The organism is Streptomyces sp. NPDC007901 (assembly GCF_042959465.1).
Taxonomy (GTDB): Bacteria; Actinomycetota; Actinomycetes; order Streptomycetales; family Streptomycetaceae; genus Streptomyces.
The window spans coordinates 192,502-215,883 of sequence record NZ_JBIBKW010000014.1 but is presented as its reverse complement, the minus strand read 5'-3'; the positions used below and the strand labels follow the sequence as shown (position 1 = coordinate 215,883).

The following is a 23,382-nucleotide window of genomic DNA, read 5'->3' as shown; positions in this document are numbered from 1 at the left end:
ATGTGGTCATATGAGTGCCAATTAACCGGTGCCTCAGATTCTTCACAAAGGCACCGGATAAGGTTGCGGACATGACTCAGTCGCACCCCAGGATCAGCAAGGCTGTCATCCCCGCAGCAGGTCTGGGCACCCGGTTCCTGCCGGCCACCAAGGCCACTCCCAAGGAGATGCTGCCGGTCGTCGACAAGCCCGCGATCCAGTACGTGGTCGAGGAGGCCGCGTCGGCGGGGCTCGACGACGTCCTCATGATCACCGGACGCAACAAGCGTCCTCTGGAGGACCACTTCGACCGCAACTACGAGCTGGAGTCGGCGCTTCAGAAGAAGGGCGACGCCGGCCGGCTCGCCAAGGTCCAGGAGTCCAGCGACCTGGCCACCATGCACTACGTCCGCCAGGGCGACCCCAAGGGCCTCGGCCACGCCGTGCTGTGCGCGGCCCCGCACGTGGGCCACGAGCCCTTCGCCGTCCTGCTCGGCGACGACCTGATCGACCCCCGCGACCCGCTGCTGCAGCGCATGATCGAGGTCCAGGAGCAGCACGGCGGCAGCGTGATCGCGCTCATGGAGGTCGCCCCCGAGCAGATCCACCTCTACGGCTGCGCGGCCGTGGAGGCCACCGCCGACGGCGATGTCGTCAAGGTGACCGGCCTGGTCGAGAAGCCGGACCCGGCGGACGCCCCGTCGAACTACGCGGTCATCGGCCGTTACGTCCTCGACCCGCACGTCTTCGACATACTGCGGCGCACCGAGCCGGGCCGCGGCGGTGAGATCCAGCTCACCGACGCCCTCCAGCAGCTCGCCCAGGACGAGAAGGTCGGCGGCCCGGTGCACGGCGTCGTCTTCCGGGGCCGCCGCTATGACACCGGCGATCGTGGCGACTACCTGCGTGCCATTGTCAGACTCGCGTGCGAACGTGAAGACCTGGGCCCGGACTTCCGGACCTGGCTTCGCAGTTACGTAGCCGAGGAGATGCAGCAGAGTTGAGCAGCGCCGCGACCCGCCCCGCCGGCCAGGACCGCCTGTGGTCGGTGGACGAGCACCTGGAGGACATCCTCACCACCGTCCGCCCCCTGGAGCCCATCGAGCTGCAACTCCTCGACGCCCAGGGCTGCGTCCTGGTCGACGACGTCATGGTGCCGCTCTCGCTGCCCCCGTTCGACAACAGCTCCATGGACGGGTACGCGGTACGGGTCGCGGACGTGGCGGGCGCCAGCGAGGAGTTCCCGGCCGCCCTGGAGGTCGTCGGGGACGTCGCGGCGGGCGCGGCGGAACTCACCCCGGTCGGCCCGGGTCAGGCCGCCCGGATCATGACCGGCGCCCCGCTGCCGCCCGGCGCCGAGGCCGTCGTCCCGGTCGAGTGGACCGACGGCGGGCTCGGCGGGGGACCGGTGGACGGGATGCGGGCGCGCAGCCTCGCGCCCGACGGCGCCGAGGGGGAGGTGCGCGTGCACCGGCCCGTGGCGGCACGCGCACATGTGCGCGCGAAGGGCAGCGACGTCCGGGCGGGCGACCGCGCGCTGGAGGCCGGCACCGTCCTCGGCCCGCCGCAGATCGCGCTGCTCGCCGCGATCGGCCGCGGCACGGTACGCGTGCGCCCGCGCCCGCGGGTGGTCGTCCTGTCCACCGGCAGCGAACTCGTCCAGCCCGGCGAGGAACTGGGCAGCGGCCAGATCCACGACTCCAACAGCTTCGCCCTCACCGCCGCCGCCCGGGACGCGGGCGCCATCGCCTACCGGGTGGGCGCCGTCGTCGACGACGCCGACACCCTCCGCTCCACCATCGAGGACCAGCTCGTCCGCGCCGACCTGCTGGTCACCACCGGCGGGGTGAGCGTGGGGGCGTACGACGTCGTCAAGGAGGCGCTGGCGCACGTCGGCGACGAGGACGAGGCGGGCGGCGGCGTCGAGTTCCGCAAGCTCGCCATGCAGCCCGGCAAGCCCCAGGGATTCGGCTCCGTCGGCCCCGACCACACCCCGCTGCTGGCCCTGCCCGGCAACCCCGTGTCGTCGTACGTCTCCTTCGAGCTGTTCGTCCGCCCCGCCGTCCGCACCCTGATGGGCCTCCAGGACGTCCACCGGCCCCGCACCAGGGCGACCCTCCGGTCGGACAAGGCGCTGACCTCGCCGAAGGGGCGCCGGCAGTTCCTGCGCGGGACGTACGCCGACGGCGAGGTGACCGCCGTCGGCGGTGCCGGCTCCCACCTGATCGCGGCCCTGGCCCACGCCGACGCGCTGATCGTCGTACCCGAGGACGTGGAGTCCGTCGAGCCCGGCACCGAGGTCGAGGTCGTCCTGCTCGGCTGACGCGGGCACGCGGACCCGGCCACCGGCGGTCCTGCCCGGTGGCGGGCGCCGGCTTGCGGGTACCGTGTCGCGCACAGCAGGCCCCAGCGCCGCACCGCGACGGGCCCGGACCGGGAGCGCCACACAGCATGACTGAGCCCTTCCGGGGGGAGACCCCCGGACCCTCCGCACCAGACCGACTGACGCACATCGACGAGGCGGGCGCCGCCCGTATGGTCGACGTGTCCGGCAAGGACGTGACCGCGCGCACCGCCCGCGCCAGCGGCCGCGTCCTCGTCTCGCCCCGCGTGGTCGAGCTGCTGCGCGGCGAGGGCGTCCCCAAGGGCGACGCGCTCGCCACCGCGCGCATCGCGGGCATCATGGGCGCCAAACGCACCCCGGATCTGATCCCGCTGTGCCACCCCTTGTCGGTCTCGGGTGTGAAACTGGATCTGTCGGTCGCGGACGACGCCGTGGAGATCGCGGCCACCGTGAGGACGACGGACCGCACGGGCGTCGAGATGGAGGCCCTCACCGCGGTCTCCGTCGCCGCGCTCACCGTGATCGACATGGTCAAGGCGGTCGACAAGGGAGCGGTCATCACGGACGTACGCGTGGAGGAGAAGACGGGCGGCAAGTCGGGCGACTGGAGCCGGGCGTGAACGCCGGGCCGTCCGCCGGTGGTGCGCCGCGCGCGCCGTACCGCGCGCTGGTCGTGACCGCCTCCAACCGCGCCGCCGCCGGGGTCTACGAGGACCGGGGCGGCCCGCTGATCGCGGCCGGCCTGGAAGGCTTCGGGTTCACCGTGGACGGGCCGCGGGTCGTCCCCGACGGGGATCCCGTGGCGGCCGCGCTGCGCGCGGGTGTCGAGGCCGGGTACGACGTCGTCGTCACCACCGGCGGCACCGGCGTCTCGCCCACCGACCGCACCCCCGAGGCCACCCGTGCGGTGCTCGACTACGAGGTGCCGGGCATCGCCGAGGCCGTCCGGGCGTTCGGCCGGGAGAAGGTGCCCACCGCCGCGCTCTCCCGGGGCCTGGCCGGGGTGGCGGGCCGGACACTGATCGTCAACCTTCCGGGGTCCACCGGCGGGGTGCGGGACGGCCTGGCCGTCCTGGAACCGCTGCTGGCGCACGCCGTCGACCAGATCCGCGGCGGCGACCACCCCGGGCCGAGCAGTGGGGGTGCGAGCTGAACAGCCCGTCCTGGCCCGTCGTGCTGGCGGACGGCGATGTCGTCCTCCGGCCCATAAGGCTGCGCGACCAGCGGCCCTGGCGCGAGGTCAACCGGCGCAACCGGGACTGGCTGCGCCCCTGGGAGGCGACCATCCCGCCGCCCACGCCCAGCGGGCCGATCGCGCACCGGCCGACCTACCGGCAGATGGTTCGCCATCTGCGGTCCGAGGCGAACTCGGGCCGGATGCTGCCGTTCGTCATCGAGTACCAGGGGCGGCTGGTGGGGCAGTTGACGGTCGCCGGGATCACCTGGGGGTCGATGTGCTCGGGGCACGTCGGCTACTGGGTGGACCAGGGCGTGGCCGGCCGCGGGGTGATGCCGACCGCCGTGGCGCTCGTGGTGGACCACTGTTTCCGCACCGTTGGTCTGCACCGCATCGAGGTCTGCATTCGCCCCGAGAACCGGCCCAGCCGCCGGGTCGTGGAGAAACTCGGATTCCGCGAGGAGGGGCTGCGGCCGCGTTATCTCCACATCGACGGCGCCTGGCGCGACCACCTCGTCTACGCCCTCACCGCGGAGGAGGTGCCCGAGGGGCTCCTCGCCCGCTGGCAGCGGGCCCGCTCCCCGCGGAATCCGCAGAACACCCCGGGGAATCCCGCCTAGTCGTCGCGGTGCCGGGAAAATTGAATACATGTTCGAAATTGATCGTTCGATGACCGTCTCGGGGCATTGAATTCCCGGGTTCGGCGGCCTGCTGATCGCATCGGTCACAAAAAAAGCTCGAAATATCAGCCGGATCGTGCGACACACCGGCGCAATTGGCAGATGGCCCCACGCAAACCCCTCTACCGTGTGAGGCGTGAGCAGCAGCGGCCTCATCTACGCAGTCATTGTCGGGGCCTGGGCCGCCTACTTGGTGCCGATGTGGCTCCGTAGGCAGGACGAGCTGAACGAGGCCCGTCCGACGGAACGCTTCAGCACCGCCATCCGGCTGCTGTCCGGACGGGCGGGGATGGAGCGCCGGTACGCCAGGGACCTAAGGGCGCGCTCCGCCTCGGAGGGGGAGCAGGACGCCGACGGACCGGACGTCGTCACCGAATCGGTGGACGTCCGGGCCTTCGCCATGCCTCCGACCCGCCGTCAGGTCCGGGCGGACGTCCGGGCGGAGCGGGAACCAGAGGCGCCTGGACGTCAGGAACCGGCGCGCGACCAGACGGTCGCGCCGGCGGCCAAGTCCCCGTCCGCACCGGCACGTCAGACGGGCGGCGCGCCCGCCTCGGCATCCGCCTCCAAACCGGCCTCCGGCCCCGCCCCCAAGTCGGCCTCCGAACCGGCGCGCAAGCAGGTTCCGGCGGCGCGGCGCACGAACTCCGCCTCCGCGCAGGCATCCGCAGCGCGCGCCCGGCGCTCGAAGGTGCTCGCGCGCCGTCGGCGTACCACCGTGATGCTCTTCATCGCCTTCACGATGGGCGCGATCGTCGCCGCCGTCGGGGGACTCGCGTTCCTCTGGGCGCCGGGCGTCCCCGCCGTCATGCTCAGCGGGTACATCGCCTATCTGCGGGTGCAGGAGCGCCGTCGCTTCGCCTACCAGATGGACCGGCGGCAGGCCGAGGTCGCCGCGCAGCGGTTGCGGGAGCGCCAGCCGAGGCGGCGCGCGCCCCTCGACCCGGGCGCCGTGAGCGACGAACCGGACGAGGGACCAGCGACCGACACCGACCCCGGCCTGTCCGCGCTCGCCGCCGACCGGCGCGCCCTCGTCGAGCAGACCGACCACGCCGAGTGGGTCGACCAGCAGCGCGAGCGGCAGCGGCGGCCCGGCCACGGCGACAGCTGGGACCCGGTGCCGGTGCCCCTGCCGACGTACGTGACCGCACCGGTAGCCCCGCGTGCCACCTCCGACGTCGACCTCGGGGCGCCCGACGCGTGGAGTTCGGCGCGGTCCAGTTCCGTCGCCCCGGAGCAGGAGGCGAAGCCGGTGGCGCCGGAGGCCGAGGAAGAGGCGACCGCCGAGGCCGACGACAGGCCGGCGGACGGCCGGACGGACGCCCGCCGCGCAGCCTCCGCCCGCCGGGCGCGCGAGCGCGGCCGCACGCCCCTGTTCGACCAGTACGAGGAAGGCGAGCGCCCGCGCGCGGCCAACGAGTGACCCCACGGCGGCGCGAGGCGCCGCCGGAACCCGGGTCCTGACCAGTCAGGGAACGGATTTCCAAGCACCCCGACGGGGATGCTAGAGTTTCACTCGTTGCAAGGGCCTGTGGCGCAGTCCGGTAGCGCACCTCGTTCGCATCGAGGGGGCCAGGGGTTCAAATCCCCTCAGGTCCACTGCACAACTGTTCTCGAGTTCGCTCGGGGGCGGTTGACGAGATCCCGCCGATCTTCATGATCGGTCGGGATCTTCGTCGTTTCCGGGGCCTGTTCGAGCCCGTCCCCTGTTCGGGGTGGGGCAGCGGCGGCTTTTGGTGGGGTCGGCGAGGAGCGATGCGGTATGCCGGACGGGTTGGCCCAATGGGGACACGAACTGTTCCTCGGCCGGGAACGGGAGCGACGGCGCGGTCCCGCACCGGAGAACCGCGCGGGAAAGGACATCGCGCGAAGGGGGTTCGAGCCGTGCCTGCTCGCCCTTCTCCGGCTGTCGGTGGGCAGCAACCCCGGCCCCGGCCTCACCACGGGGTGGTTCCCGAGGACCCTCGCCCGCACCGGCCATCTCGTGCGCGCGGCCGAGCTGGCGTACACGATCAGCGACGAACGCGAACGGGGCGAGGAACTCCTGGCGCTGGTGAGGACCGCGGCCGGCGAGGGCGACCCGTACGGCGCCCAGGCGCTCGCCGAGTCGATCCCCCTGCGGCAACTGCGGGACGAGGCGCTGGTCGCCCTCGTACCGGCGTGGGCGCGCGCCGGTGAGCGCGACCTGGCGGCCGCGCTGGCAGAAAGGATTCGCTACCCGCACAACCGGGCGCGGGCCTGGGCCGTGCTGGCGCAGGCCGTGGCGGACGGCGGCGACACCCACGAGGCCCTCCGGCTCGCCGCCCGCGCCGACGACGAGGCGCGCGCGTTCGTCTCCGACGGGACGGGAGACGTACTCGTCCTTCTCATGGAGGTGGCCGTCGCCGGCGGCGACCGGATGCGGGCCGCCGCACTCGCCGACCGTGTGGAGGACTTCACCCGGTCCCACGACAGGACCGCATGGTCCCGGTCCCGGCCCCTGACGGCGGTTCTGGCCCACGAGGCCCTGAACGGAGACCTGGACAGGATCGACGCTCTGCTGCGCCCCCCGTCCGGGCCCCCCGTCGACGCCGGCGACACGCTGTGCGGGTGGGCCCTGGAGGCGGCCGCCGGCCACGACGGGGACCCGGAGGGGGACTTCGACGAGGGCGCCCCCCGCCCGCTGCCACCCGCACCCTTCCTTGGAGCCGGGGAACTGGCGGACGTGCTGGACGCCGTCGCGGAAACCGCCGCCCAGGACGTGGCCCTGGCCCTGGCCGACCGGGCCGAGGCGCTGCTCGAGAGCGGCGCCGGCCGTGATCACGACACCCTGCTGAGGGCCGTGACCCTCCTGCTGGCCCGGCGCGGACAGGCGGGGCGGGCCCTGGCCCTCGCCGACCGGATCGACGCCGATCTGCGCGCGGGACGGCAGGCGGAGATCGTCCGGGAGCTGGCCCGTTCCGGCGACCCGGACGCGGCCGAAACCCTCGCCCGCACGATCACCGACCACCGGGCCCGGGCCAGGGCACTGATCGAGGTGGTCCGGGAACTGGCCCGGCGCGGCGCCCCGGACCGGGCCGAGACCCTGGCCCGCGTGATCGACGACCGCTGGGCACAGGACGAGGCACTGGTGGCGGTCGTCCAGGAGCGGGCCCGGCGCGGCGAACCGGACCGGGCCGAGACCCTCGCCCACGCGATCGCCCACCGCGCGGTACGAGCCCGCGCCCTGGCCGCACTCGCCGAACTGTCCGAACCGCCCCGCGCCCGCCGGCTCGCCGCGCAGGTCGTGGTTCTCGACGGCTGGGAGGTCGCCCTGCCGGCCCTGGCACGCATCGTGCCCCGTTCCACGGCAGTTGTCGTCGATCAGATGATGATCCGTAATGGTCTGTGACGTCCCGCCGAACCATCGCCGATTGCGAGCCGCACCATGATCCCCAAACTGCCCTTGCACAGCCCGCGTTGGCGTGACCTCGACGGTGTGACGGCCGAGGAGGTGAAAGCACTCCTGGAGGACATGGCACCGGGGGGTGCCACCGGGAGCGGCGACGCGTGGCCGCAGACCTGGAAGCACCTGGCCGGAGGCCTCGTCGACGACGGAACCGTCTTCGACGGGGCCTACGCTGCCCTGCCGCACCTCGTCGAGGCGGCGGCGGCCCTGCCCCCGGACCGGACCGTGGATTTCTGGGTGGACCTGGGGATCATCGTGACCGCGGAGGACAGACCCCCCGTCCCGGGCGATCTGGCGGCCGGGTTCGGCGCCGCGCTCCTGCTGGCCGAACAGGCCGCCGTACGAAGCCTCCTGGCCGCCGGTGCCGCGGCCGAGGACTGCACCTTCCTCGCGCTGGCCTGCCTCGCGTTCGCCGGCCACCCCATCGCCACGGCGCTGTGGTCCCTCCGGCCCCAGGACGGGTACCTCTCGCTGTGCTGCCCCGAGTGCGGGAGCGACACCGAGATCCCCGACTTCTTCGTGGACCCCGTGCGTCCACCCCTCGATCCTCCGCAGCCGCCCGAGCCCGCCCGGGCCCGTTCGGGGGCGCACCCGTGGAGCGCGGCCGCCACCGCGTTGCGCGAGGCGGAGCTGGGGGAGGGATGGGAGCCCTTCCTGCGGGTGGCGCGTGACACCGCGGCGGCCGGAGTGCACCCCGCGACGCCGGGACAGGCCGTCCTCTGCCTGGTCGCCGGCCTGGTCGCGGCCAAGGGCACCCCGCAGGAGGCCGGGCGGCGACGGGCCCGCGAACTGATGCCGCTCACCGGGTACTTCCGCTGCTGGGACTGCGAACGGACCTGGACGATCGCCGACGGTCTGGCGGAGAACCCGGACGGCGCGCACCCTCGGGACCACGAGACGGGGGAGCGGACGGACGCCGACCGTCCGGCTCCCACGGCGATACCGGCGGCGGCCGGCCCGACGGGTGCGGTGCCGGCCCGGCTCCGGCGGGACGGGAGGGCGCTGGTCACGGCCGACGGCACCCCCTGGGCCCACCTGACGGTGTTCGCCGGCCCTGCACCCGATCCCGTGTCCGGCCCCGCCGCCGTCTCCGCCGGAGGCGTCGGCGCACTGGCGGTCGTGGCTCGTCCCGGTCGGCCCGCACTCGTCGCCGGCGCCGGGGACCGGGGCGCGGTGTGCCTGTGGGATCCGGCCGACGGCCGCCTCGTCCACGATCCGCTGCCGGGGCGTCCCGACCGTGTCCGCTCGATGACGGCCCTGCCGCTGCCCGACGGCCGCGTCCTGCTGGCCACCGGAGACGAGACGGGGACGATCGTCCTGTGGGATCCCGCCACCGGGCGGCCAGTCCGGGATCCGGTCGGCAACACGTCCGGCGAGGTGGTCGGGATGTGTGCCGCGGCCGTCCCCGACGGCCGGACCCTGCTCGTCACCGCCACCTCCCGAGGCGCGGTCCGGTCGTGGGATCCGGCCACCGGGGAGGCCGTCGGACGCCTCAACCCCTACGGCAGCCCGATCCGGTCGATCACCGCCGTCCCGATCTCCGCCGGCCATACGCTGGTCGTCGCCGCGGACACCGGGGGCGGCGTGCACGTGTGGGATCCGGCCGTCGACGACCCCTGGTCGCGGGGCGCGGCCGTGCAGGTGAACGGACGCGCCCTCGCCGGTGCCGCGCACCGGGTGGCGGCCGTGGCGGCCGTGCCCGCCCAGGGCCGTACGCTGCTGGCCACCGGAGACGACCAGGGCGTGGTCAGGCTGTGGGACCCGGCGACCGGAGACCCGGCCGGAGACGCCCTGCCCGCCGGGACAGGCACCGCCGGCCTCCCGGTCATGGCCGCCACCACGCTGCCCGACGGGCGCCGCGTCCTGGCCACCGGCAGCGGACTCGGACGCCTACGGGTATGGGAACCGGAGACCGGCACGGTGCAGCACATCGCCCTGGACCTGGCGCCCACCTGCCTGGCCACCGCGGGCCCGGACCTGATCGTCGGACACGACCGCGGAGCCGTCGCACTCCCGCTCACCGGGCGGTGAACAGGGGGCACCACCTGCCCCTTGGAGCAGTCAACAGGCCGTAAGCCCAGGCCATTTCGCGTTGCGCCGCGCAAACGCGACATGTCACTGTTCGACGGGCGGCCGCCCGTCGAACAGAGCGCCCAGGGTGAACAGGGCGCACAGGGCGTGGGGAGGGGGACGCGATGACCGGTCTCGATGCCGACTACGTGAAGGGCACGCGGCCGGCGGTGGCCGACGGCACGGTGTACACGGCCGGCGGGAACGGAATCCTCTGGGCCGTGGACGCGGCCACCGGCCGCAAGCGCTGGAGGCGCAGACTCAGGCCGCGGTGGCCGCGCACCTACGAGCACTTCACCACCCCCGCCGTGGCCGACGGCCGGGTCTACGTCTGCCACCCCCGCGACTCCCTGTGGGTGGTGGACGCCGCCACGGGAACCACGCTCTGGGACGTCAGGACCTACTCCTCCCCCACACCTCCCCGGTGGTGGCCGACGGCACCGTCTACATCGGTGGTGACCATCGCCTGATCGCGCTGGACGCCGCCGATGGTGGCAAGCGCTGGGAGCTGCGCCTCGGCGACCCGACCTGGTCCACGCCCGCCGTCGCCGACGGGACCGTGTACATCGGCAGCAACGGCTGGTACCTGTGGGCCGTGGATGCCGCCACCGGGAAGAAACGCTGGAAGCGGGAGACCGGAGAGGCTCAGGAGTCGTCGCCGGCGGTGGCGGACGGGACCGTCTACATCGGCAGCGAGGACATGTCGCTCTGGGGACCGTCTACGTGGGCAGCGAGGACGACTTCCTGTGCGCGGTGCACACCTGACGCCCGTGCGTCCCTTCATCCGGGCCGGCGCGCGGGGGCGGCCCGGGGTGACGCGGACTACAGATCCGCGCGCAGGGGCTTCGCGTAGCAGCGGCTCGACTCGTAGTCGCGGTAGTAGCCGAACTTGGTGCACGGCGCGTAGCCGCTGGAGGTGTAGAGGGCGATGGCCTCCGGCTGCTTGGTGCCCGTCTCCAGGACCATCCGCAGCCGGCCGGCCGCGCGGGCGTCGTCCTCCAGGGCCGTGAGCATCCGGCGGGCGAGGCCCCGGCCGCGCATCGCCTCGACGACGAACATGCGCTTGAGTTCGGCGTCGCCGTCCTCGTTGCCCTCGCCGTTCGCGTCCTGGCTGCGCCAGCCGCCGGTGGCCACGGGGCGGTCGGCCGCGTCGTACGCGATCAGGTAGACGCCGTTCGGCGGGTCGAAGTCGGCCGTGTCGAGAACGGTGGCGTCGCCGCCGTCGCCGTAGCGCAGCTGGTACTCGGCCTGGACCTCGTCGTTCAGCTTGACGGCGTCGGGGTGGTCGAAGGCAACGCGACGTATATTCATGTGAGGCATCGTATATTCGTGCGGGCGATGAACGCGGTGGGCATCGGGACTCCGTCCAGTGTGCCGGTATCGTGCCCGGGTGCTGACTGTGACCTCGGTGAATGTGAACGGACTGCGGGCCGCCGCGAAGAAGGGCTTCGTGGAGTGGCTCGCGCAGACCTCGGCGGACGTGATCTGCCTGCAGGAGGTGCGCGCGGAGCCGCAGCAGCTCCCGGAAGAGGTGCGCGCGCCCGGCGGCTGGCATGTCGTGCACGCCCCCGCGGCGGCCAAGGGGCGCGCGGGCGTCTCCCTGTACACCCGGCGTGAGCCGGACCGGGTGCGCATCGGCTTCGGCTCGGACGAGTTCGACACGAGCGGCCGCTGTGTCGAGGCCGACCTGCCCGGTGTGACGGTCGTCTCCCTCTATCTCCCCTCCGGGGAGGTCGGCACCGAGCGGCAGGACGAGAAGGTCCGCTTCATGGGTGAGTTCCTCGCCCACCTCAAGGACCTCCGCGAGCGGGCCGCCGCCGACGGGCGCGAGGTCGTCGTCTGCGGCGACTGGAACATCGCCCACCAGCAGGCCGACCTGAAGAACTGGCGCGGCAACACCAAGAACTCCGGCTTCCTGCCGGAGGAACGCGAGTGGCTCGGCAGCGTCCTGGACCCGGCCGACGGCGGCTACGTGGACGTCGTACGCGCCCTGCACCCGGAGGCGGAGGGGCCGTACACCTGGTGGTCGTACCGGGGGCGGGCCTTCGACAACGACTCGGGATGGCGCATCGACTACCAGATGGCCACGCGCGGGCTCGCGGACAAGGCGGTGAAGGCGTTCGTGGAGCGGGCGGCCACGCATGCTGAGCGGTGGTCCGACCATGCGCCCGTCACCGTCGTGTACGACCTCTGATCCCCACCGGCCTCTGATCCCCACCGCCCTCAGACCGTTACGGCCGCTTGCGCAGCCGTCGGTCAAGCGCCAGGGACACCTCCGCCTCCACCACGCTGCGGGCCAGTGGGCGCAGGCGGGCCATGTCCTCCTCGGGGCCGTGGCGGAGGACGAGTTCGGCGAAGAGTTCGGCGAGGGCGTCGGCGTGCTCGCGGACGCTGCGGCCGGCGGCCAGCACCTCGGCGAGCGGGAAGCCCTCGCGGACCAGGGCCTCGGAGGCGTCCAGCAGGCGCCGGCTGATGTGGACGATGTCGTCGCCGTCGGTGCCGAGGTAGCCGAGGTCCAGTGCGGCGGCGAGGTTCTCCGGGGTGGCCTCGCCCTCGAAGCGGGCGGCGAGTTCCCCGGGGGTCAGCCGGACCGGCTCCTCCTCCGTCGGCTCGACGCCCAGGAGGTCGGCGACGTCCCGGCCGTGGTCGAGGGCCTCGGCCAGTTCCGCGATGCCGTTCAGGGTGTGGCCGCGCTCCAGGAGCGCCGAGATGGTGTGCAGCCGGGCCAGGTGGTGGTCGTCGTACCAGGCGATACGGCCCTCGCGGCGGGGCGGCGCGAGCAGCTTGCGCTCGCGGTAGAAGCGCAGGGTGCGCACGGTGATGCCGGCCAGTCTCGCCAGTTCCTCCATGCGGTACTCGCGGGGTCCGCCCTGCTGGAGGCGGCGGTCGCCGGCCGCGGAGGTCGTTCGTCCACCGTCGTCTGCCACGTGCGCAGCCTATGTTGTACCGCCGGTAACTTTCCCCCGTCCGACCCCTACCCATCGGTACGGAGCTGCTCTACAGTCCCATTGTGCCAGTGTTCACTGGCGTAATCACGGTCGAGGTGTGGAGGCTCCGGGATGGCCGAGCACGAGCATGTACGGGTGGCGGTGATCGGGTCCGGGTTCGGCGGACTGGGCGCGGCCGTGCGGTTGCGCCGGGAGGGGATCACCGACTTCGTCGTCCTGGAACGGGCCGGCAGCGTCGGCGGCGCCTGGCGGGACAACGACTACCCGGGGTGCGCCTGCGACGTGCCGTCGCACCTGTACTCCTTCTCCTTCGCGCCCAACCCCGACTGGCCGCGCACCTTCTCCGGGCAGGAGCACATCCGCGCCTACCTGGAACATGTCGCCGACGTGTTCGGACTGCGGCCCCACCTCCGCTTCGACGCCGAGGTGAAGCGGATGACCTGGGACCCGGAGAAGCTGCGCTGGGACATCGAGACGGCGGCCGGCTCGCTCTGCGCCGACGTGGTCGTCTCCGCCACCGGGCCGCTGTCCGACCCGAAGACCCCCGACATCCCGGGGCTGGACTCCTTCCCCGGCAAGGTCTTCCACTCGGCCCGCTGGGACCACGACTACGACCTGCGCGGCAAGCGGGTCGCCATGATCGGCACCGGCGCCTCCGCGATCCAGATCGTGCCCGCCGTCCAGCCCGAGGTCGCACAGCTCACCCTCTTCCAGCGCACGCCGCCGTGGGTGATGCCCCGCATGGACCGCGCGATCAGCGCCGCCGAGCGCCGGCTGCACCGGGCGCTGCCCTTCACCACCCAGGCCCGGCGCGGGCTGCTGTGGGGCATCCGGGAGCTCCAGGTCCAGGCGTTCACCAAGCGCCCCGACGAACTCGGCCTGGTCGAGAGCATCGCCAAGCGCAACATGGCCCGCGCCGTCAAGGATCCCGCGCTGCGCGCCAAGCTCACCCCGGACTACCGCATCGGCTGCAAGCGGATCCTGCTCTCCAGCACCTACTATCCGGCGCTGGCGCAGCGGAACGTGGACGTGGTGGCGAGCGGGCTGAGCGAGGTGCGCGGGTCGACCGTGGTGGCCGCCGACGGCAGCACCGCCGAGGTCGACGCGATCATCTTCGGCACCGGCTTCCATGTCACCGACATGCCGATCGCCGAGCGGGTGGTGGGCGCCGACGGACGGACCCTGGCGGAGAGCTGGAAGGGCGGGATGGAGGCGCTGCGCGGTGCCTCGGCCGCCGGGTTCCCCAACTGGATGACGATCATCGGGCCCAACACCGGCCTCGGGAACTCCTCCATGATCCTCGTGATCGAGTCCCAGCTGAACTACATGGCCGACTACCTGCGCCAGCTCGACGTCCTCGGCGGGCGGGCGGCCCTCGACGCGCGCCCCGCCGCCGTGGCCGGCTGGAACCACAAGGTCCAGGAACGCATGAAGCGCACCGTCTGGAACACCGGCGGCTGCACCAGCTGGTACCTGGACGCGAACGGCCGCAACACCACCATCTGGCCCGGTACGACCACGGAGTTCCGGCGTGCGACGCAGCGCGTGGACCTCGCGGAGTACGAGGTGATCCGCCCGCCCCTGAGCGAGAGCGTGCACGGCGCCAAGTCCGACGCGGAGGTGGGCGCGTGAGCCGGCTCACCCATGTGACCAGCGGGCCTTACGCCCCGCCCGCCCCCGCCCGCGAACTCACCGCGGTCTCCGCCGACGGCGCCCGGCTGCACGTCGAGGTGCACGGTCCCGAGAACGCGCCCCCCGTCGTCCTCGCCCACGGCTGGACCTGCTCGACCGCCTTCTGGGCGGCGCAGATACGGGAACTGGCCGCCGACCACCGGGTCATCGCCTACGACCAGAGGGGGCACGGGCGCAGTCCCGCGAGCCCCGCGTGCAGTACGCGTGCGCTGGCGGACGACCTGGAGGCGGTGCTGGCGCAGACGCTCGCGCCCGGGGAACGGGCCGTGATCGTCGGGCACTCCATGGGCGGTATGACGGTCATGGCGGCCGCCACCCGGGCCCGCTTCCGTGAGCACGCCGCCGCCGTCCTGCTGTGCAGCACCGGCAGTTCGCGGCTGGTCGCGGAGGCGCGGGTCGTACCGATACGCGCCGGGGCCGGGCGCACCTGGCTCACGACGCGTGTCCTGGCCTCGCGCGCCCCCCTCGGGCCGGTCACGCCCCTCGCGCGGCGCATCCTCAAGTACGCCACCATGGGCGCCGGTTCCGCCCCGCAGATGGTGGAGGCGTGCGCGCGGATCGTGCACGCCTGCCCGCGCGCCGTACGGCGGGCCTGGGGGCTGGTTCTCGCCCAGCTCGATCTCGACGCCGGGGTCCGGGAGTTGCGCGTGCCCACGGCGGTCGTCACCGGCACGGACGACCGGCTCACGCCCCCGCTGCACGCCCGCGCGCTGACCGCCGCGCTGCCGCACTCCCTCGGTCTCACCGAACTGCCGGGCATGGGGCACATGACGCCGGTCGAGGCGCCGGAGCCGGTCAACGGAAGGATCCGGGAACTCGTCACCGCGTATGTGACGGTCACCCCCGACGAAGCCGGCGCCGACGCGCCCGCGACACAGGTCAAGCAGGTCAAGCAGGTCAAGGAGGGCGCATGAGCAGGGTCGGTCTCGAAGGGCAGGTCGCCGTCGTCACGGGAGCGGCGCGCGGTGTCGGCGAGTTGCTGGCCCGCAAGCTCTCCGCGCGCGGGGCGAAGGTCGCGCTGGTCGGTCTGGAGGAGGAGGCGCTCAAGGAGGTCTCCGGCAAGCTGCACAGCGAGAGCGCCCACTGGTACGCCGACGTCACCGACCAGGAGGCGATGAGCCGGGTGGCGGCGGAGGTCAAGGAGCGGTTCGGGAAGATCGACATCGTGGTGGCCAACGCGGGCGTGGCGAACGGCGGTCCGTTCGCCGACTCCGACCCGGTGGCCTGGCGGCGGGTGATCGAGGTCAACCTGATCGGCTCGGCGGTGACCGCCCGCGCGTTTCTGCCGGTGCTGACGGAGAGCCGCGGCTATCTGCTGCAGATCGCCTCGCTGGCCGCGATCACGCCTGCGCCGATGATGACGGCGTACTGCGCGTCCAAGGCGGGCGTGGAGGCGTACGCGCACAGCCTGCGCGCCGAGGTCGGCCACCAGGGTGTGCGCGTCGGGGTCGGATATCTGTCCTGGACGGACACCGACATGGTGCGCGGCGCCGACCAGGACGACGTGATGCGGGAGTTGCGGCAGCGGCTGCCCTGGCCGGCGAACAAGACGTATCCGCTGGGTCCGGCCGTGGACCGGATCGTGGCCGGGATCGAGCGGCGCTCGGCGCATGTGTACGGGCAGGGGTGGCTGCGCGGGATGCAGGGGGTGCGGGGGTATCTGCCGGCCCTCATCGGAACGGTCGGACAGCGTGAGATGAAGCGGTTCGCGCCCCGCTTGCAGGGCATGCGCACGGGGCTCGTCGGCGCAGGTGGGGCGGCTGACGAGGAGACGCGCGCTACGCACCGTAACTGATCGAAATGCGCGCGTAGTCGACCCGTGTGAGTCTGGTCGAGGCCCCACTGAGGGCCGATCCCCTCACCCTCCACGGGAGTGAACCCACATGGGTATGAAGGACAAGGCCGGCAAGACGCAGGGTCAGGCCAAGCAGAAGATGCAGGAGGGCCAGCAGCAGGCGCAGCAGCGCGGCCAGCAGGCCCAGCAGCGTGGCGAGCAGGCCCAGCAGCGTGGCGAGCAGGCGCACCAGCAGGGTCAGCAGACCGGTCGGCAGGCGCAGGAGCGCGGCCGGCAGACCCCTGAGCGCGGTCGCCAGAACCTGGACGACACCGAGCAGGAGATGCAGGACCGGTTCGACCAGGACTACGACGCGTAGCGTCGCACCCGGCTCGGCCTGAACGCGCGTGGGGCGCCCTTCCGTTCGAAGGGCGCCCCACGCTGCCTCCTCATCCGCATACGGGTCGGCGCGCGGAGCCGGGCAGGGCGACGTTCCACAGCTTTACCGTGCCGCCGCTGTCCTGCTGGCCAGCGTGCGGCCGTCGGGGCTGAAGGCCAGGGACCGCACTTCGCCGGTGTGGCCGACGAATTCGACGCGTGAGTACCCGGTGGCGACGTCCAGCAGGGACACCGAGCCGCCGTCGCCGCCCACCCGGCCGACGGCGAGGGTGGCGCCGTCCGGGCTGAAAGCCATGGGTGTCCCCGCGTCGGGGAGGGTCTCCTCGATGCTGCCGGTGGCCGGGTTCCACCGGGGTGTCAGGGAGCCGTCGGCCGCGGCGGCAGCTTCGGGCGGGACCCGTCGGGGACCTCGCCGTAGTCCGGGGGGATCGCCGCCGGGTGGTCGGTCAGCAGGTCCAGGGCCAGCTGGATCGCGTCGTCCATCTCGACGTGGCGGCCCTCCGCCCAGTCCAGGGGGGTGCGCAGGACCTCCAGGTCGGGGGCGACGCCGTGGTTCTCGACGGACCAGCCGTAGTCCTCGAACCAGGCCGCGTTCATCGGCACCGTGATCACCGTGCCGTCGCCCAGGCGGTGGCGGCCGGTCATGCCGACCACTCCGCCCCAGGTGCGCTGCCCGACGACCGGACCGAGCTTCAGCAGCTTGATCGCGGCCGTGATCATGTCGCCGTCGGAGGAGGTGGCCTCGTCGGCGAGTGCCACGATCGGGCCGCGCGGGGCGTTGGAGGCGTACGACACCGGCTGGGCGTTCCTCGTCAGGTCCCAGCCGAGGATGGTCCGGGTGAGCTTCTCCACGACGAGTTCGCTGATGTGGCCGCCCGCGTTGCCGCGCACGTCGACGATGAGCGCCGGCCGGGAGACCTCCCCGCGCAGGTCGCGATTGAACTGGGCCCAGCCCGAGCCGCCCATGTCGGGGATGTGCAGGTAGCCGCACTTGCCGCCGCTCATCTCCCGTACCACCTCACGGCGTTTGGCCACCCAGTCCTGGTAGCGCAGCGGCCGTTCGTCGATCAGGGGGAGGACGGCGACCCGGCGCGGCGGCCCTGACTCGCCCTCGCCCGGGGTGAACGTCAGCTCCACGGTCGTACCGCCCGCCCCCGCGAGCAGCGGGTACGGGCCGGTGACCGGGTCGACCGGCCTGCCGTCGATGTGCGTGAGCACCGCGCCCTCGCGGATGCCGGTGCCCGCGAGCGGGGAGCGTGCCTTGGAGTCGGAGGAGTCGCCCGGCAGGATGCGCTTCACGGTCCAGCCGCCGTCCCGGTGGACGAGGTTGGCGCCGAGCAGGCCCTGGAGGCGCTGGTAGTGCGGCGGGCCCTCGTTGCGGCGGGCGGGGGTGACATAGGCGTGGGAGGTGCCGAGTTCGCCGAGCACCTCGCGCAGCAGGTCGGCGAACTCGTCGGGGGAGGCGACCCGTTCGACCAGCGGGCGGTACTGGTCGAGGACGCCGTCCCAGTCGATGCCGCACATCCCCGGGTCCCAGAAGTAGTCGCGGATGAGGCGGCCGGCCTCGGCGTACGCCTGGCGCCACTCGGCGGGCGGGTCGACCTCGTGCAGGATGCGGCGCAGGTCGATCCAGACGGTCGTGTCGCCGTCGCCGGACTCGGTCGAGGGGACGGCCCGCAGCTCGCCCTCGTCGACCACGACCAGCCGGCTGCCGTCGCCGCTGACCGTGAACCAGTCGAGGTGGTCGACCAGTTCGGACTTCTTCGCCTTGCTGATGTTGAAGTACTCGAGGGTCGGGCGGCCGCTGGTGTCGGCCGGGTTGGCGAAGGTCTCGCCGAGCGCGCCCGAGATCGGCCAGCGCAGCCAGACCAGGCCGCCGCCCGCGACCGGGTACAGCGCCGAGTACTTGGAGGCGGTGACCGGGAACGGGGTCACCCGGTTCTCCAGGCCCTCCACCTCGACCGTCACCGCGCCGCCCTCGCCGGGCTCCTCGTCCTCGACGGGGTCCAGACCGCCGGCGGCCGGCCGCCCGTCCGGGTTGAGGGCGAAGGGGGAGAGGGTGGCGGAGGAGAGCGGGACCAGATAGGGGCGGCAGCCGAGCGGGAAGGAGAGGTCGCCGGTGTGCACGTCGTACACCGGGTCGAAACCGCGCCAGGAGAGGAACGCGAGATAGCGGCCGTCGCGGGTGAAGACCGGGTTCTCGTCCTCGAAGCGGCCGTTGGTGACGTCGATGACGAGCCGGTCGCTGATGCGGGCCATCTTGATCTGCCGCAGCGTGCGGCCGATCCCCGGATGCGACCAGGTCAACCATGACCCGTCCGGTGAGAAGGCCAGATCACGGACCGGACCGTTGATCGACTGGATCAACTCGATGACCACTCCGTCGGCGTCGTCAACGTTGACCGCCTCAACGTCCTCGGCGTCAACGTCCCCAGCCTCAACCTCCTCCTCCGCCACATCGATGAGCAGCAGCCGTCCGTCGTGCGCGGCCACCGCCAGCCGTTCGCCCAGTGGGTCGGAGACCAGTTCCAGCACCCGGCCCAGTCTCCCGGAGGCCAGCCGGCGCGGTGGGCGGTCGCCGCTGGCCCGGGGCAGGTGGGCGATCTCGACCGCGTCCTCGCCGCCGGCGTCCGTGACGTAGGCGATCTGGCCGGTCGAGCCGAGCATCTCCGGGAGCCGTACCCGGACGCCCGGGGTGTCGGCGATGGTGCGGGCGGGGCCGTCGCGGTGGGTGAGCCAGTACAGGCTGCCGCGGACGACGACGGCGCTGGCCCGTCCCGTCTCGTCCACGGAGACGCCGTCGACGTGCTGGGCGGCCGGCACCTGGTAGGGGCGGCGCCCGGCGCGCGGCCCGGACAGCCGTACGTCCAGCCGGCGCGGCGCCGCGTCCGGGCCGAGGTCGTCGACGAGCCACAGGTCGCCCGCGCACTGGTACACCACGCGCGAGCCGTCGCTGGAGGCGTGCCGGGCGTAGAAGGCGTCGTGGTCGGTGTGCCGGCGCAGGTCGGAGCCGTCGTAGGCGCAGGAGTAGAGGTTGCCGACGCCCTCGTGGTCGGAGAGGAAGGCGATCCGGCCGGCGACGAACATCGGGGAGTGCAGATGGCCGCCGATGCCGTCGAGCAGCCGCTGCCCGTGCAGCCACAGCCGGCCCATGGCGCCGCCCCGGTAGCGCTTCCAGGCGGCCGGTTCGTGCGGCGGGGTGCCGGTGAGCAGCAGGGTTCTGCGCTCGCCGTCGATGTCGGCGACCTGGATGTCGGAGACCGGGCCCCAGGGCAGCTTGCGGCCGGGATCGCCGTCGGGGGAGACCTTGTAGGCCCAGGTGAAATAGGAGAACGGCTGCCCGTGCGAGGCGACCGCCAGGATGTCGCCCTCCGGGGTCCAGCCGCAGACCTGGGTGTCGGCGCTGCCCCAGTACGTCAGCTGCCGTCCGGGTCCGCCGTCCACGTCGGCCAGGTGGATCTCGGGCACCAGGCTGCGCCAGCTCGTGTAGGCGATCCGGCGGCCGTCGGGCGAGAAGCGCGGGTGGCCGACCTTGGTGCGGTCGACGGTGAGCCGCCAGGCGCGGCCCGGGGTGTCGATCGAGGTCAGCCAGAGGTCGTCCTCGGCCACGAAGCACAACAGGTCGCCGCTGAGATGCGGCAGGCGCAGATAGCTCACCTCCCCATGCTTTTCCGGTCGCGGGGGGCGAGCAACTCGTGGGAGCGGGTATGTCTTTCACATACGTGAGACAACACACGTACGAAACGGTTTCGTTTCTGTAGATCGCAGGGTATCTTCGAGGTGTACGCATGAAGGTGCCGAGGGAGCAGTGAAGGGTGAGTGGCATGACTGAGGTCGCAACGGCGCGTCGCAGTCGGATCACGCCCGAGCGTGAGGCCGAGCTGTACGAGGCCGTGCTCGACCTGCTCCGCGAGGTCGGCTACGACGCCCTGACCATGGACGCCGTCGCCGCCCGCACCAAGTCCAGCAAGGCCACCCTCTACCGCCAGTGGGGCGGCAAGGCCGAGCTGGTGGCCCGGGCGGTGCGGCACAACAAGCCGGGCGGCTTCGCGAACATCGACACCGGATCGCTCAAGGGCGACCTGCACGCCCTCACCCTGCGCTCGGACGACTGCCAGATGGAGCAGAACTCCGCGCTCATGCGAGGGCTCGCCATGGCGATCCACGGCAGCCCGGAGCTCCTGGCGGCGTTCAAGGAGCATCTGATCGAGCCCGAGATGGCCGATTTCCGCCAGGTGCTGCAGCGTGCGATCGACCGGGGCGAGGTCCGTGCGGACAACCCGGCCATCGACTTCGTGATGCACATGATGATCGGTGGATTCGCCGCTCGTTCGCTGATCGACGAGCAGCCGCCCACGCAGGCCTTCCTGCTGAAGTACATCGACGCCGTGGTGCTCCCCGCCCTTGGCGCGGCCACCCGTTGACCCTTCCCCGCAGCCAGCCCACCTGACGTCTCCGCTCACGTCGTCGGGCCGATCGACCCTGCCACCCACCGGGTCGGTCAACCCTGCCCTGAACACCCCACGACCTGACCGGGAGTACGCCCTCGTGGCCACGTTCCTCTACAAACTGGGCCGGTTCGCCTTTCGGCGACGGCACTTCGTCGCCCTCATATGGGTGGCCCTGCTGACCCTGGCGGGCGTCGGCGCGGCCAGTGCGCCCGCCGCCGGCTCCACGTCCTTCTCGATCCCCGGCACGGAGGCGCAGAAGGCCTTCGACCTGCTGGACCAGCGCTTCCCCGGCTCCAGCTCCGACGGCGCCACCGCGCGGGTCGTCTTCAAGGCGCCGGCCGGCGAGAAGATGACGGACAAGCTCAACAAGGCCACCGTCAAGGCCACGGTGAAGGAACTGGCGGACGGCTCCGAGGTCACCTCCGTCACCGACCCCTACAAGACGCACGCCGTCAGCAAGGACGGCACGGTCGCCTACGCCTCGGTGCGCTACGACGTCTCCGGCATGGAGCTCAAGGACTCCTCCCGCGACGCGCTGGAGGCGGCCGGGCACGACGTGCAGAAGGCCGGGCTGACCGTCGAGATCGGCGGTGACGCCCTGCAGGCCGGGGCCGAACCGGGCGCGGCCGGCGAGGTCGTCGGCCTCGCCATCGCCGCCGTCGTCCTCGTCATCACCCTCGGTTCGCTGGTCGCGGCCGGGCTGCCGCTGCTGACGGCGATCATCGGCGTCGGCATCGGCGTCTCCACCATCACCGCGCTCGCCAAGACGCTCGACCTCGGCGACACCACGTCCACCCTGGCGCTGATGATCGGCCTGGCGGTCGGCATCGACTACGCGCTGTTCATCGTCTCCCGCTACCGCGGCGAACTGGCCGAGGGCCGCGACCGCGAGGAAGCGGTCGGCCGCGCGGCGGGCACCGCCGGCTCGGCGGTGGTCTTCGCGGGCCTCACGGTCGTGATCGCGCTGGCCGGCCTCTCCGTCGTCGGCGTCCCGATGCTCACCAAGATGGGCCTCGCCGCGGCCGGCACCGTCGTGGTCTCCGTCCTGATCGCGCTGACCATGATCCCGGCACTGCTCGGCTACGCGGGCAAGAGGGTCAAGGCGGCCGGCGCGAAGCGCGGCAGGCGCGAGCAGGCCGCGGAGCGCACCAAGCCCGGTCTGGGCGAGCGCTGGGCGAGCTTCGTCGTCCGCCGCCCGGCCGCCGTCCTGCTGCTCGGCGTGGTGGGCCTCGGCGCGGTCGCCCTGCCGGCCTCCCAGCTGGAGCTGGGCCTGCCCGACGACGGCTCGCAGCCCACGTCCACCACCCAGCGCCGCGCCTACGACCTGCTCTCGGACGGGTTCGGTCCCGGCTTCAACGGCCCGCTGATGATCGTCGTCGACGCCAAGGACAGCGCCGACCCGAAGGCCGCGGCCACCACGGTCACCGACGGGATCAAGGACCTCAAGGACGTCGCCTCGGTCAGCCCGGCGATGTTCAACCAGGCCGGCGACACCGCGACGATCACTGTGGTCCCGTCGTCCAAGCCGTCCTCCGTCCGTACCGAGGACCTGGTGCACGCCATCCGCGACGAGGGCACCGCGGTCAAGGCGGACACCGACGCGCGCGTCCTGGTCACCGGCACCACCGCGATGAACATCGACTTCTCGCAGAAGCTCAACGACGCGCTGATCCCGTACCTGGCGCTGGTGGTCGGCCTCGCCTTCCTCCTCCTGATCGCGGTCTTCCGCTCCGTCCTGGTCCCGCTGAAGGCGGCCCTCGGCTTCCTGCTCAGCGTGCTCGCCGCGCTCGGCGCCGTCGTCGCGGTCTTCCAGTGGGGCTGGCTCGGCGGCCTGCTCGGCGTCGAGCAGACCGGCCCGATCATGTCGATGATGCCGATCTTCATGGTGGGCGTGGTCTTCGGCCTCGCCATGGACTACGAGGTGTTCCTCGTGACCCGGATGCGGGAGGCGTACGTCCACGGCGAGAGCCCGGGCCAGGCCGTGGTGACCGGCTTCCGGCACAGCGCGCGGGTGGTGGGCGCCGCCGCGATCATCATGATGTCCGTCTTCGGCGGCTTCATCACCTCCAGCGAGTCCATGATCAAGATGATCGGCTTCGGCCTCGCCATCGCCGTCTTCTTCGACGCGTTCATCGTCCGCATGGCGATCGTCCCGGCGGTGCTCGCCCTGCTCGGCAAGCGCGCCTGGTGGCTGCCGAAGTGGCTGGACCGCGCCCTGCCCAACGTCGACGTCGAGGGCGAGGGCCTGCGCACCCTGTCCGACAGGAAGGCCGGGCAGGACGACGAGGACGAGGACCGGGAGCTGGTACGCGCCTGACGTACCGCTCGTGACAGACCGCCGGTGAGGGTCCGTGGGGACGGGGCGCCCTCACCGGCTTCCTCGTCCCCGAGAGGCGTCCCCGGGGGCGTGTTATCCGCTCGCAGTCGCCGGGGACTCTTGG

The 23,382-nt window shown here is 72.7% G+C and carries 21 protein-coding genes and 1 tRNA gene; 18 read left to right on the top strand and 4 right to left on the bottom strand.

Annotation, left to right across the window (positions count from 1 at the left end; translation table 11 throughout):
- Positions 1-71 precede the first annotated feature (71 nt).
- The 11 genes from galU (at position 72) to ACFZDK_RS37305 (ending at position 10,530) form a co-directional block, all read left to right on the top strand.
- The gene (gene galU / locus ACFZDK_RS37355) at positions 72-983 is read left to right on the top strand and encodes a UTP--glucose-1-phosphate uridylyltransferase GalU (protein ID WP_390979067.1); all 912 of its coding nucleotides are present in this window, start codon (positions 72-74) and stop codon (positions 981-983) included.
- Positions 980-2,302, top strand: coding sequence for a gephyrin-like molybdotransferase Glp (glp, locus tag ACFZDK_RS37350; RefSeq protein WP_390979065.1), 1,323 nt, complete (start codon positions 980-982; stop codon positions 2,300-2,302). The genes galU and glp overlap by 4 nt, the downstream gene beginning before the upstream one ends.
- Positions 2,303-2,430: 128 nt before the next feature.
- Positions 2,431-2,943 carry a cyclic pyranopterin monophosphate synthase MoaC gene (moaC, locus tag ACFZDK_RS37345; protein ID WP_390979063.1) on the top strand — a complete coding sequence of 171 codons (513 nt, stop codon included), beginning with the start codon at positions 2,431-2,433 and terminating at the stop codon, positions 2,941-2,943.
- Complete coding sequence (locus ACFZDK_RS37340) at positions 2,940-3,476, top strand: molybdenum cofactor synthesis domain-containing protein (RefSeq protein WP_390979061.1); 537 nt, start codon at positions 2,940-2,942, stop codon at positions 3,474-3,476. The genes moaC and ACFZDK_RS37340 overlap by 4 nt, the downstream gene beginning before the upstream one ends.
- Positions 3,477-3,496: 20 nt before the next feature.
- Positions 3,497-4,120, top strand: coding sequence for a GNAT family N-acetyltransferase (locus ACFZDK_RS37335; protein ID WP_390979059.1), 624 nt, complete (start codon positions 3,497-3,499; stop codon positions 4,118-4,120).
- Between the two features lie 196 nt (positions 4,121-4,316).
- Positions 4,317-5,603, top strand: coding sequence for a gephyrin-like molybdotransferase receptor GlpR (glpR, locus tag ACFZDK_RS37330; protein WP_390979057.1), 1,287 nt, complete (start codon positions 4,317-4,319; stop codon positions 5,601-5,603).
- 102 nt (positions 5,604-5,705) lie between these two features.
- A tRNA-Ala gene (locus tag ACFZDK_RS37325) sits at positions 5,706-5,779 on the top strand.
- Between the two features lie 163 nt (positions 5,780-5,942).
- On the top strand, positions 5,943-7,550 hold the full coding sequence (locus tag ACFZDK_RS37320; RefSeq protein ID WP_390979055.1) for a hypothetical protein: 1,608 nt from the start codon (positions 5,943-5,945) through the stop codon (positions 7,548-7,550).
- A 54-nt stretch (positions 7,551-7,604) separates the two neighbouring features.
- On the top strand, positions 7,605-9,638 hold the full coding sequence (locus tag ACFZDK_RS37315; RefSeq protein WP_390979053.1) for a WD40 repeat domain-containing protein: 2,034 nt from the start codon (positions 7,605-7,607) through the stop codon (positions 9,636-9,638).
- A gap of 164 nt (positions 9,639-9,802) precedes the next feature.
- On the top strand, positions 9,803-10,147 hold the full coding sequence (locus ACFZDK_RS37310) for a PQQ-binding-like beta-propeller repeat protein (protein WP_390979051.1): 345 nt from the start codon (positions 9,803-9,805) through the stop codon (positions 10,145-10,147).
- Positions 10,105-10,530, top strand: coding sequence for a PQQ-binding-like beta-propeller repeat protein (locus tag ACFZDK_RS37305; protein WP_390979049.1), 426 nt, complete (start codon positions 10,105-10,107; stop codon positions 10,528-10,530). Before ACFZDK_RS37310 ends, ACFZDK_RS37305 begins: the two co-directional genes overlap by 43 nt.
- Here the strand turns inward: ACFZDK_RS37305 and ACFZDK_RS37300 are convergent.
- Positions 10,500-10,988 carry a GNAT family N-acetyltransferase gene (locus ACFZDK_RS37300; protein WP_390979047.1) on the bottom strand — a complete coding sequence of 163 codons (489 nt, stop codon included), beginning with the start codon at positions 10,986-10,988 and terminating at the stop codon, positions 10,500-10,502. The genes ACFZDK_RS37305 and ACFZDK_RS37300 overlap by 31 nt on opposite strands.
- 79 nt (positions 10,989-11,067) lie before the next feature.
- Between ACFZDK_RS37300 and ACFZDK_RS37295 the strand changes: the two genes are divergently transcribed.
- Positions 11,068-11,871, top strand: a complete 804-nt coding sequence (locus ACFZDK_RS37295) for an exodeoxyribonuclease III (RefSeq protein WP_390979044.1) — start codon at positions 11,068-11,070, stop codon at positions 11,869-11,871.
- 37 nt (positions 11,872-11,908) lie between these two features.
- Here ACFZDK_RS37295 and ACFZDK_RS37290 read toward each other — a convergent pair whose 3' ends face one another.
- A complete protein-coding gene (locus ACFZDK_RS37290; protein ID WP_390979170.1) occupies positions 11,909-12,526 on the bottom strand; it encodes a MerR family transcriptional regulator in 618 nt (205 codons plus the stop codon).
- 210 nt (positions 12,527-12,736) lie between these two features.
- On the opposite strand from ACFZDK_RS37290, the gene ACFZDK_RS37285 reads away from it, so the two are divergent.
- The 4 genes from ACFZDK_RS37285 (at position 12,737) to ACFZDK_RS37270 (ending at position 16,470) form a co-directional block, all read left to right on the top strand.
- A complete protein-coding gene (locus ACFZDK_RS37285) occupies positions 12,737-14,257 on the top strand; it encodes an NAD(P)-binding domain-containing protein (protein WP_390979042.1) in 1,521 nt (506 codons plus the stop codon).
- The gene (locus tag ACFZDK_RS37280; protein WP_390979040.1) at positions 14,254-15,231 is read left to right on the top strand and encodes an alpha/beta fold hydrolase; all 978 of its coding nucleotides are present in this window, start codon (positions 14,254-14,256) and stop codon (positions 15,229-15,231) included. Before ACFZDK_RS37285 ends, ACFZDK_RS37280 begins: the two co-directional genes overlap by 4 nt.
- Positions 15,228-16,112 carry a short-chain dehydrogenase/reductase gene (locus ACFZDK_RS37275; RefSeq protein ID WP_390979038.1) on the top strand — a complete coding sequence of 295 codons (885 nt, stop codon included), beginning with the start codon at positions 15,228-15,230 and terminating at the stop codon, positions 16,110-16,112. Before ACFZDK_RS37280 ends, ACFZDK_RS37275 begins: the two co-directional genes overlap by 4 nt.
- An 88-nt stretch (positions 16,113-16,200) precedes the next feature.
- Positions 16,201-16,470 (top strand): hypothetical protein, encoded by a 270-nt coding sequence (locus tag ACFZDK_RS37270; protein ID WP_390979037.1) that lies wholly within the window; start codon positions 16,201-16,203, stop codon positions 16,468-16,470.
- 123 nt (positions 16,471-16,593) lie between these two features.
- On the opposite strand, the gene ACFZDK_RS37265 is transcribed toward ACFZDK_RS37270, so the two are convergent.
- Together ACFZDK_RS37265 and ACFZDK_RS37260 are read right to left on the bottom strand one after the other, a co-directional pair.
- Positions 16,594-16,785 carry a WD40 repeat domain-containing protein gene (locus tag ACFZDK_RS37265; RefSeq protein ID WP_390979035.1) on the bottom strand — a complete coding sequence of 64 codons (192 nt, stop codon included), beginning with the start codon at positions 16,783-16,785 and terminating at the stop codon, positions 16,594-16,596.
- A 62-nt stretch (positions 16,786-16,847) separates the two neighbouring features.
- Entirely contained in the window at positions 16,848-20,147 is a 3,300-nt protein-coding gene (locus ACFZDK_RS37260) for a S41 family peptidase (protein WP_390979032.1), read from the bottom strand.
- 167 nt (positions 20,148-20,314) lie between these two features.
- On the opposite strand from ACFZDK_RS37260, the gene ACFZDK_RS37255 reads away from it, so the two are divergent.
- Both ACFZDK_RS37255 and ACFZDK_RS37250 read left to right on the top strand, forming a co-directional pair.
- Complete coding sequence (locus ACFZDK_RS37255) at positions 20,315-20,914, top strand: TetR/AcrR family transcriptional regulator C-terminal ligand-binding domain-containing protein (RefSeq protein ID WP_390979030.1); 600 nt, start codon at positions 20,315-20,317, stop codon at positions 20,912-20,914.
- 124 nt (positions 20,915-21,038) lie between these two features.
- Positions 21,039-23,258: an MMPL family transporter gene (locus ACFZDK_RS37250; protein ID WP_390979027.1), complete on the top strand. Its 2,220-nt coding sequence runs from the start codon at positions 21,039-21,041 to the stop codon at positions 23,256-23,258.
- Positions 23,259-23,382: the final 124 nt, after the last annotated feature.

Coding starts and splice junctions, on each gene's coding strand:
- ACFZDK_RS37300 (WP_390979047.1), bottom strand. CDS start 10,988: ATGAATATACGTCGCGTTGCCTTCGACCACCCCGACGCCGTCAAGCTG.
- ACFZDK_RS37255 (WP_390979030.1), top strand. CDS start 20,315: ATGACTGAGGTCGCAACGGCGCGTCGCAGTCGGATCACGCCCGAGCGT.
- moaC (WP_390979063.1), top strand. CDS start 2,431: ATGACTGAGCCCTTCCGGGGGGAGACCCCCGGACCCTCCGCACCAGAC.
- ACFZDK_RS37310 (WP_390979051.1), top strand. CDS start 9,803: ATGACCGGTCTCGATGCCGACTACGTGAAGGGCACGCGGCCGGCGGTG.
- ACFZDK_RS37270 (WP_390979037.1), top strand. CDS start 16,201: ATGGGTATGAAGGACAAGGCCGGCAAGACGCAGGGTCAGGCCAAGCAG.
- ACFZDK_RS37320 (WP_390979055.1), top strand. CDS start 5,943: ATGCCGGACGGGTTGGCCCAATGGGGACACGAACTGTTCCTCGGCCGG.
- ACFZDK_RS37265 (WP_390979035.1), bottom strand. CDS start 16,785: ATGGCTTTCAGCCCGGACGGCGCCACCCTCGCCGTCGGCCGGGTGGGC.
- galU (WP_390979067.1), top strand. CDS start 72: ATGACTCAGTCGCACCCCAGGATCAGCAAGGCTGTCATCCCCGCAGCA.
- ACFZDK_RS37285 (WP_390979042.1), top strand. CDS start 12,737: ATGGCCGAGCACGAGCATGTACGGGTGGCGGTGATCGGGTCCGGGTTC.
- ACFZDK_RS37275 (WP_390979038.1), top strand. CDS start 15,228: ATGAGCAGGGTCGGTCTCGAAGGGCAGGTCGCCGTCGTCACGGGAGCG.
- ACFZDK_RS37290 (WP_390979170.1), bottom strand. CDS start 12,526: ATGGAGGAACTGGCGAGACTGGCCGGCATCACCGTGCGCACCCTGCGC.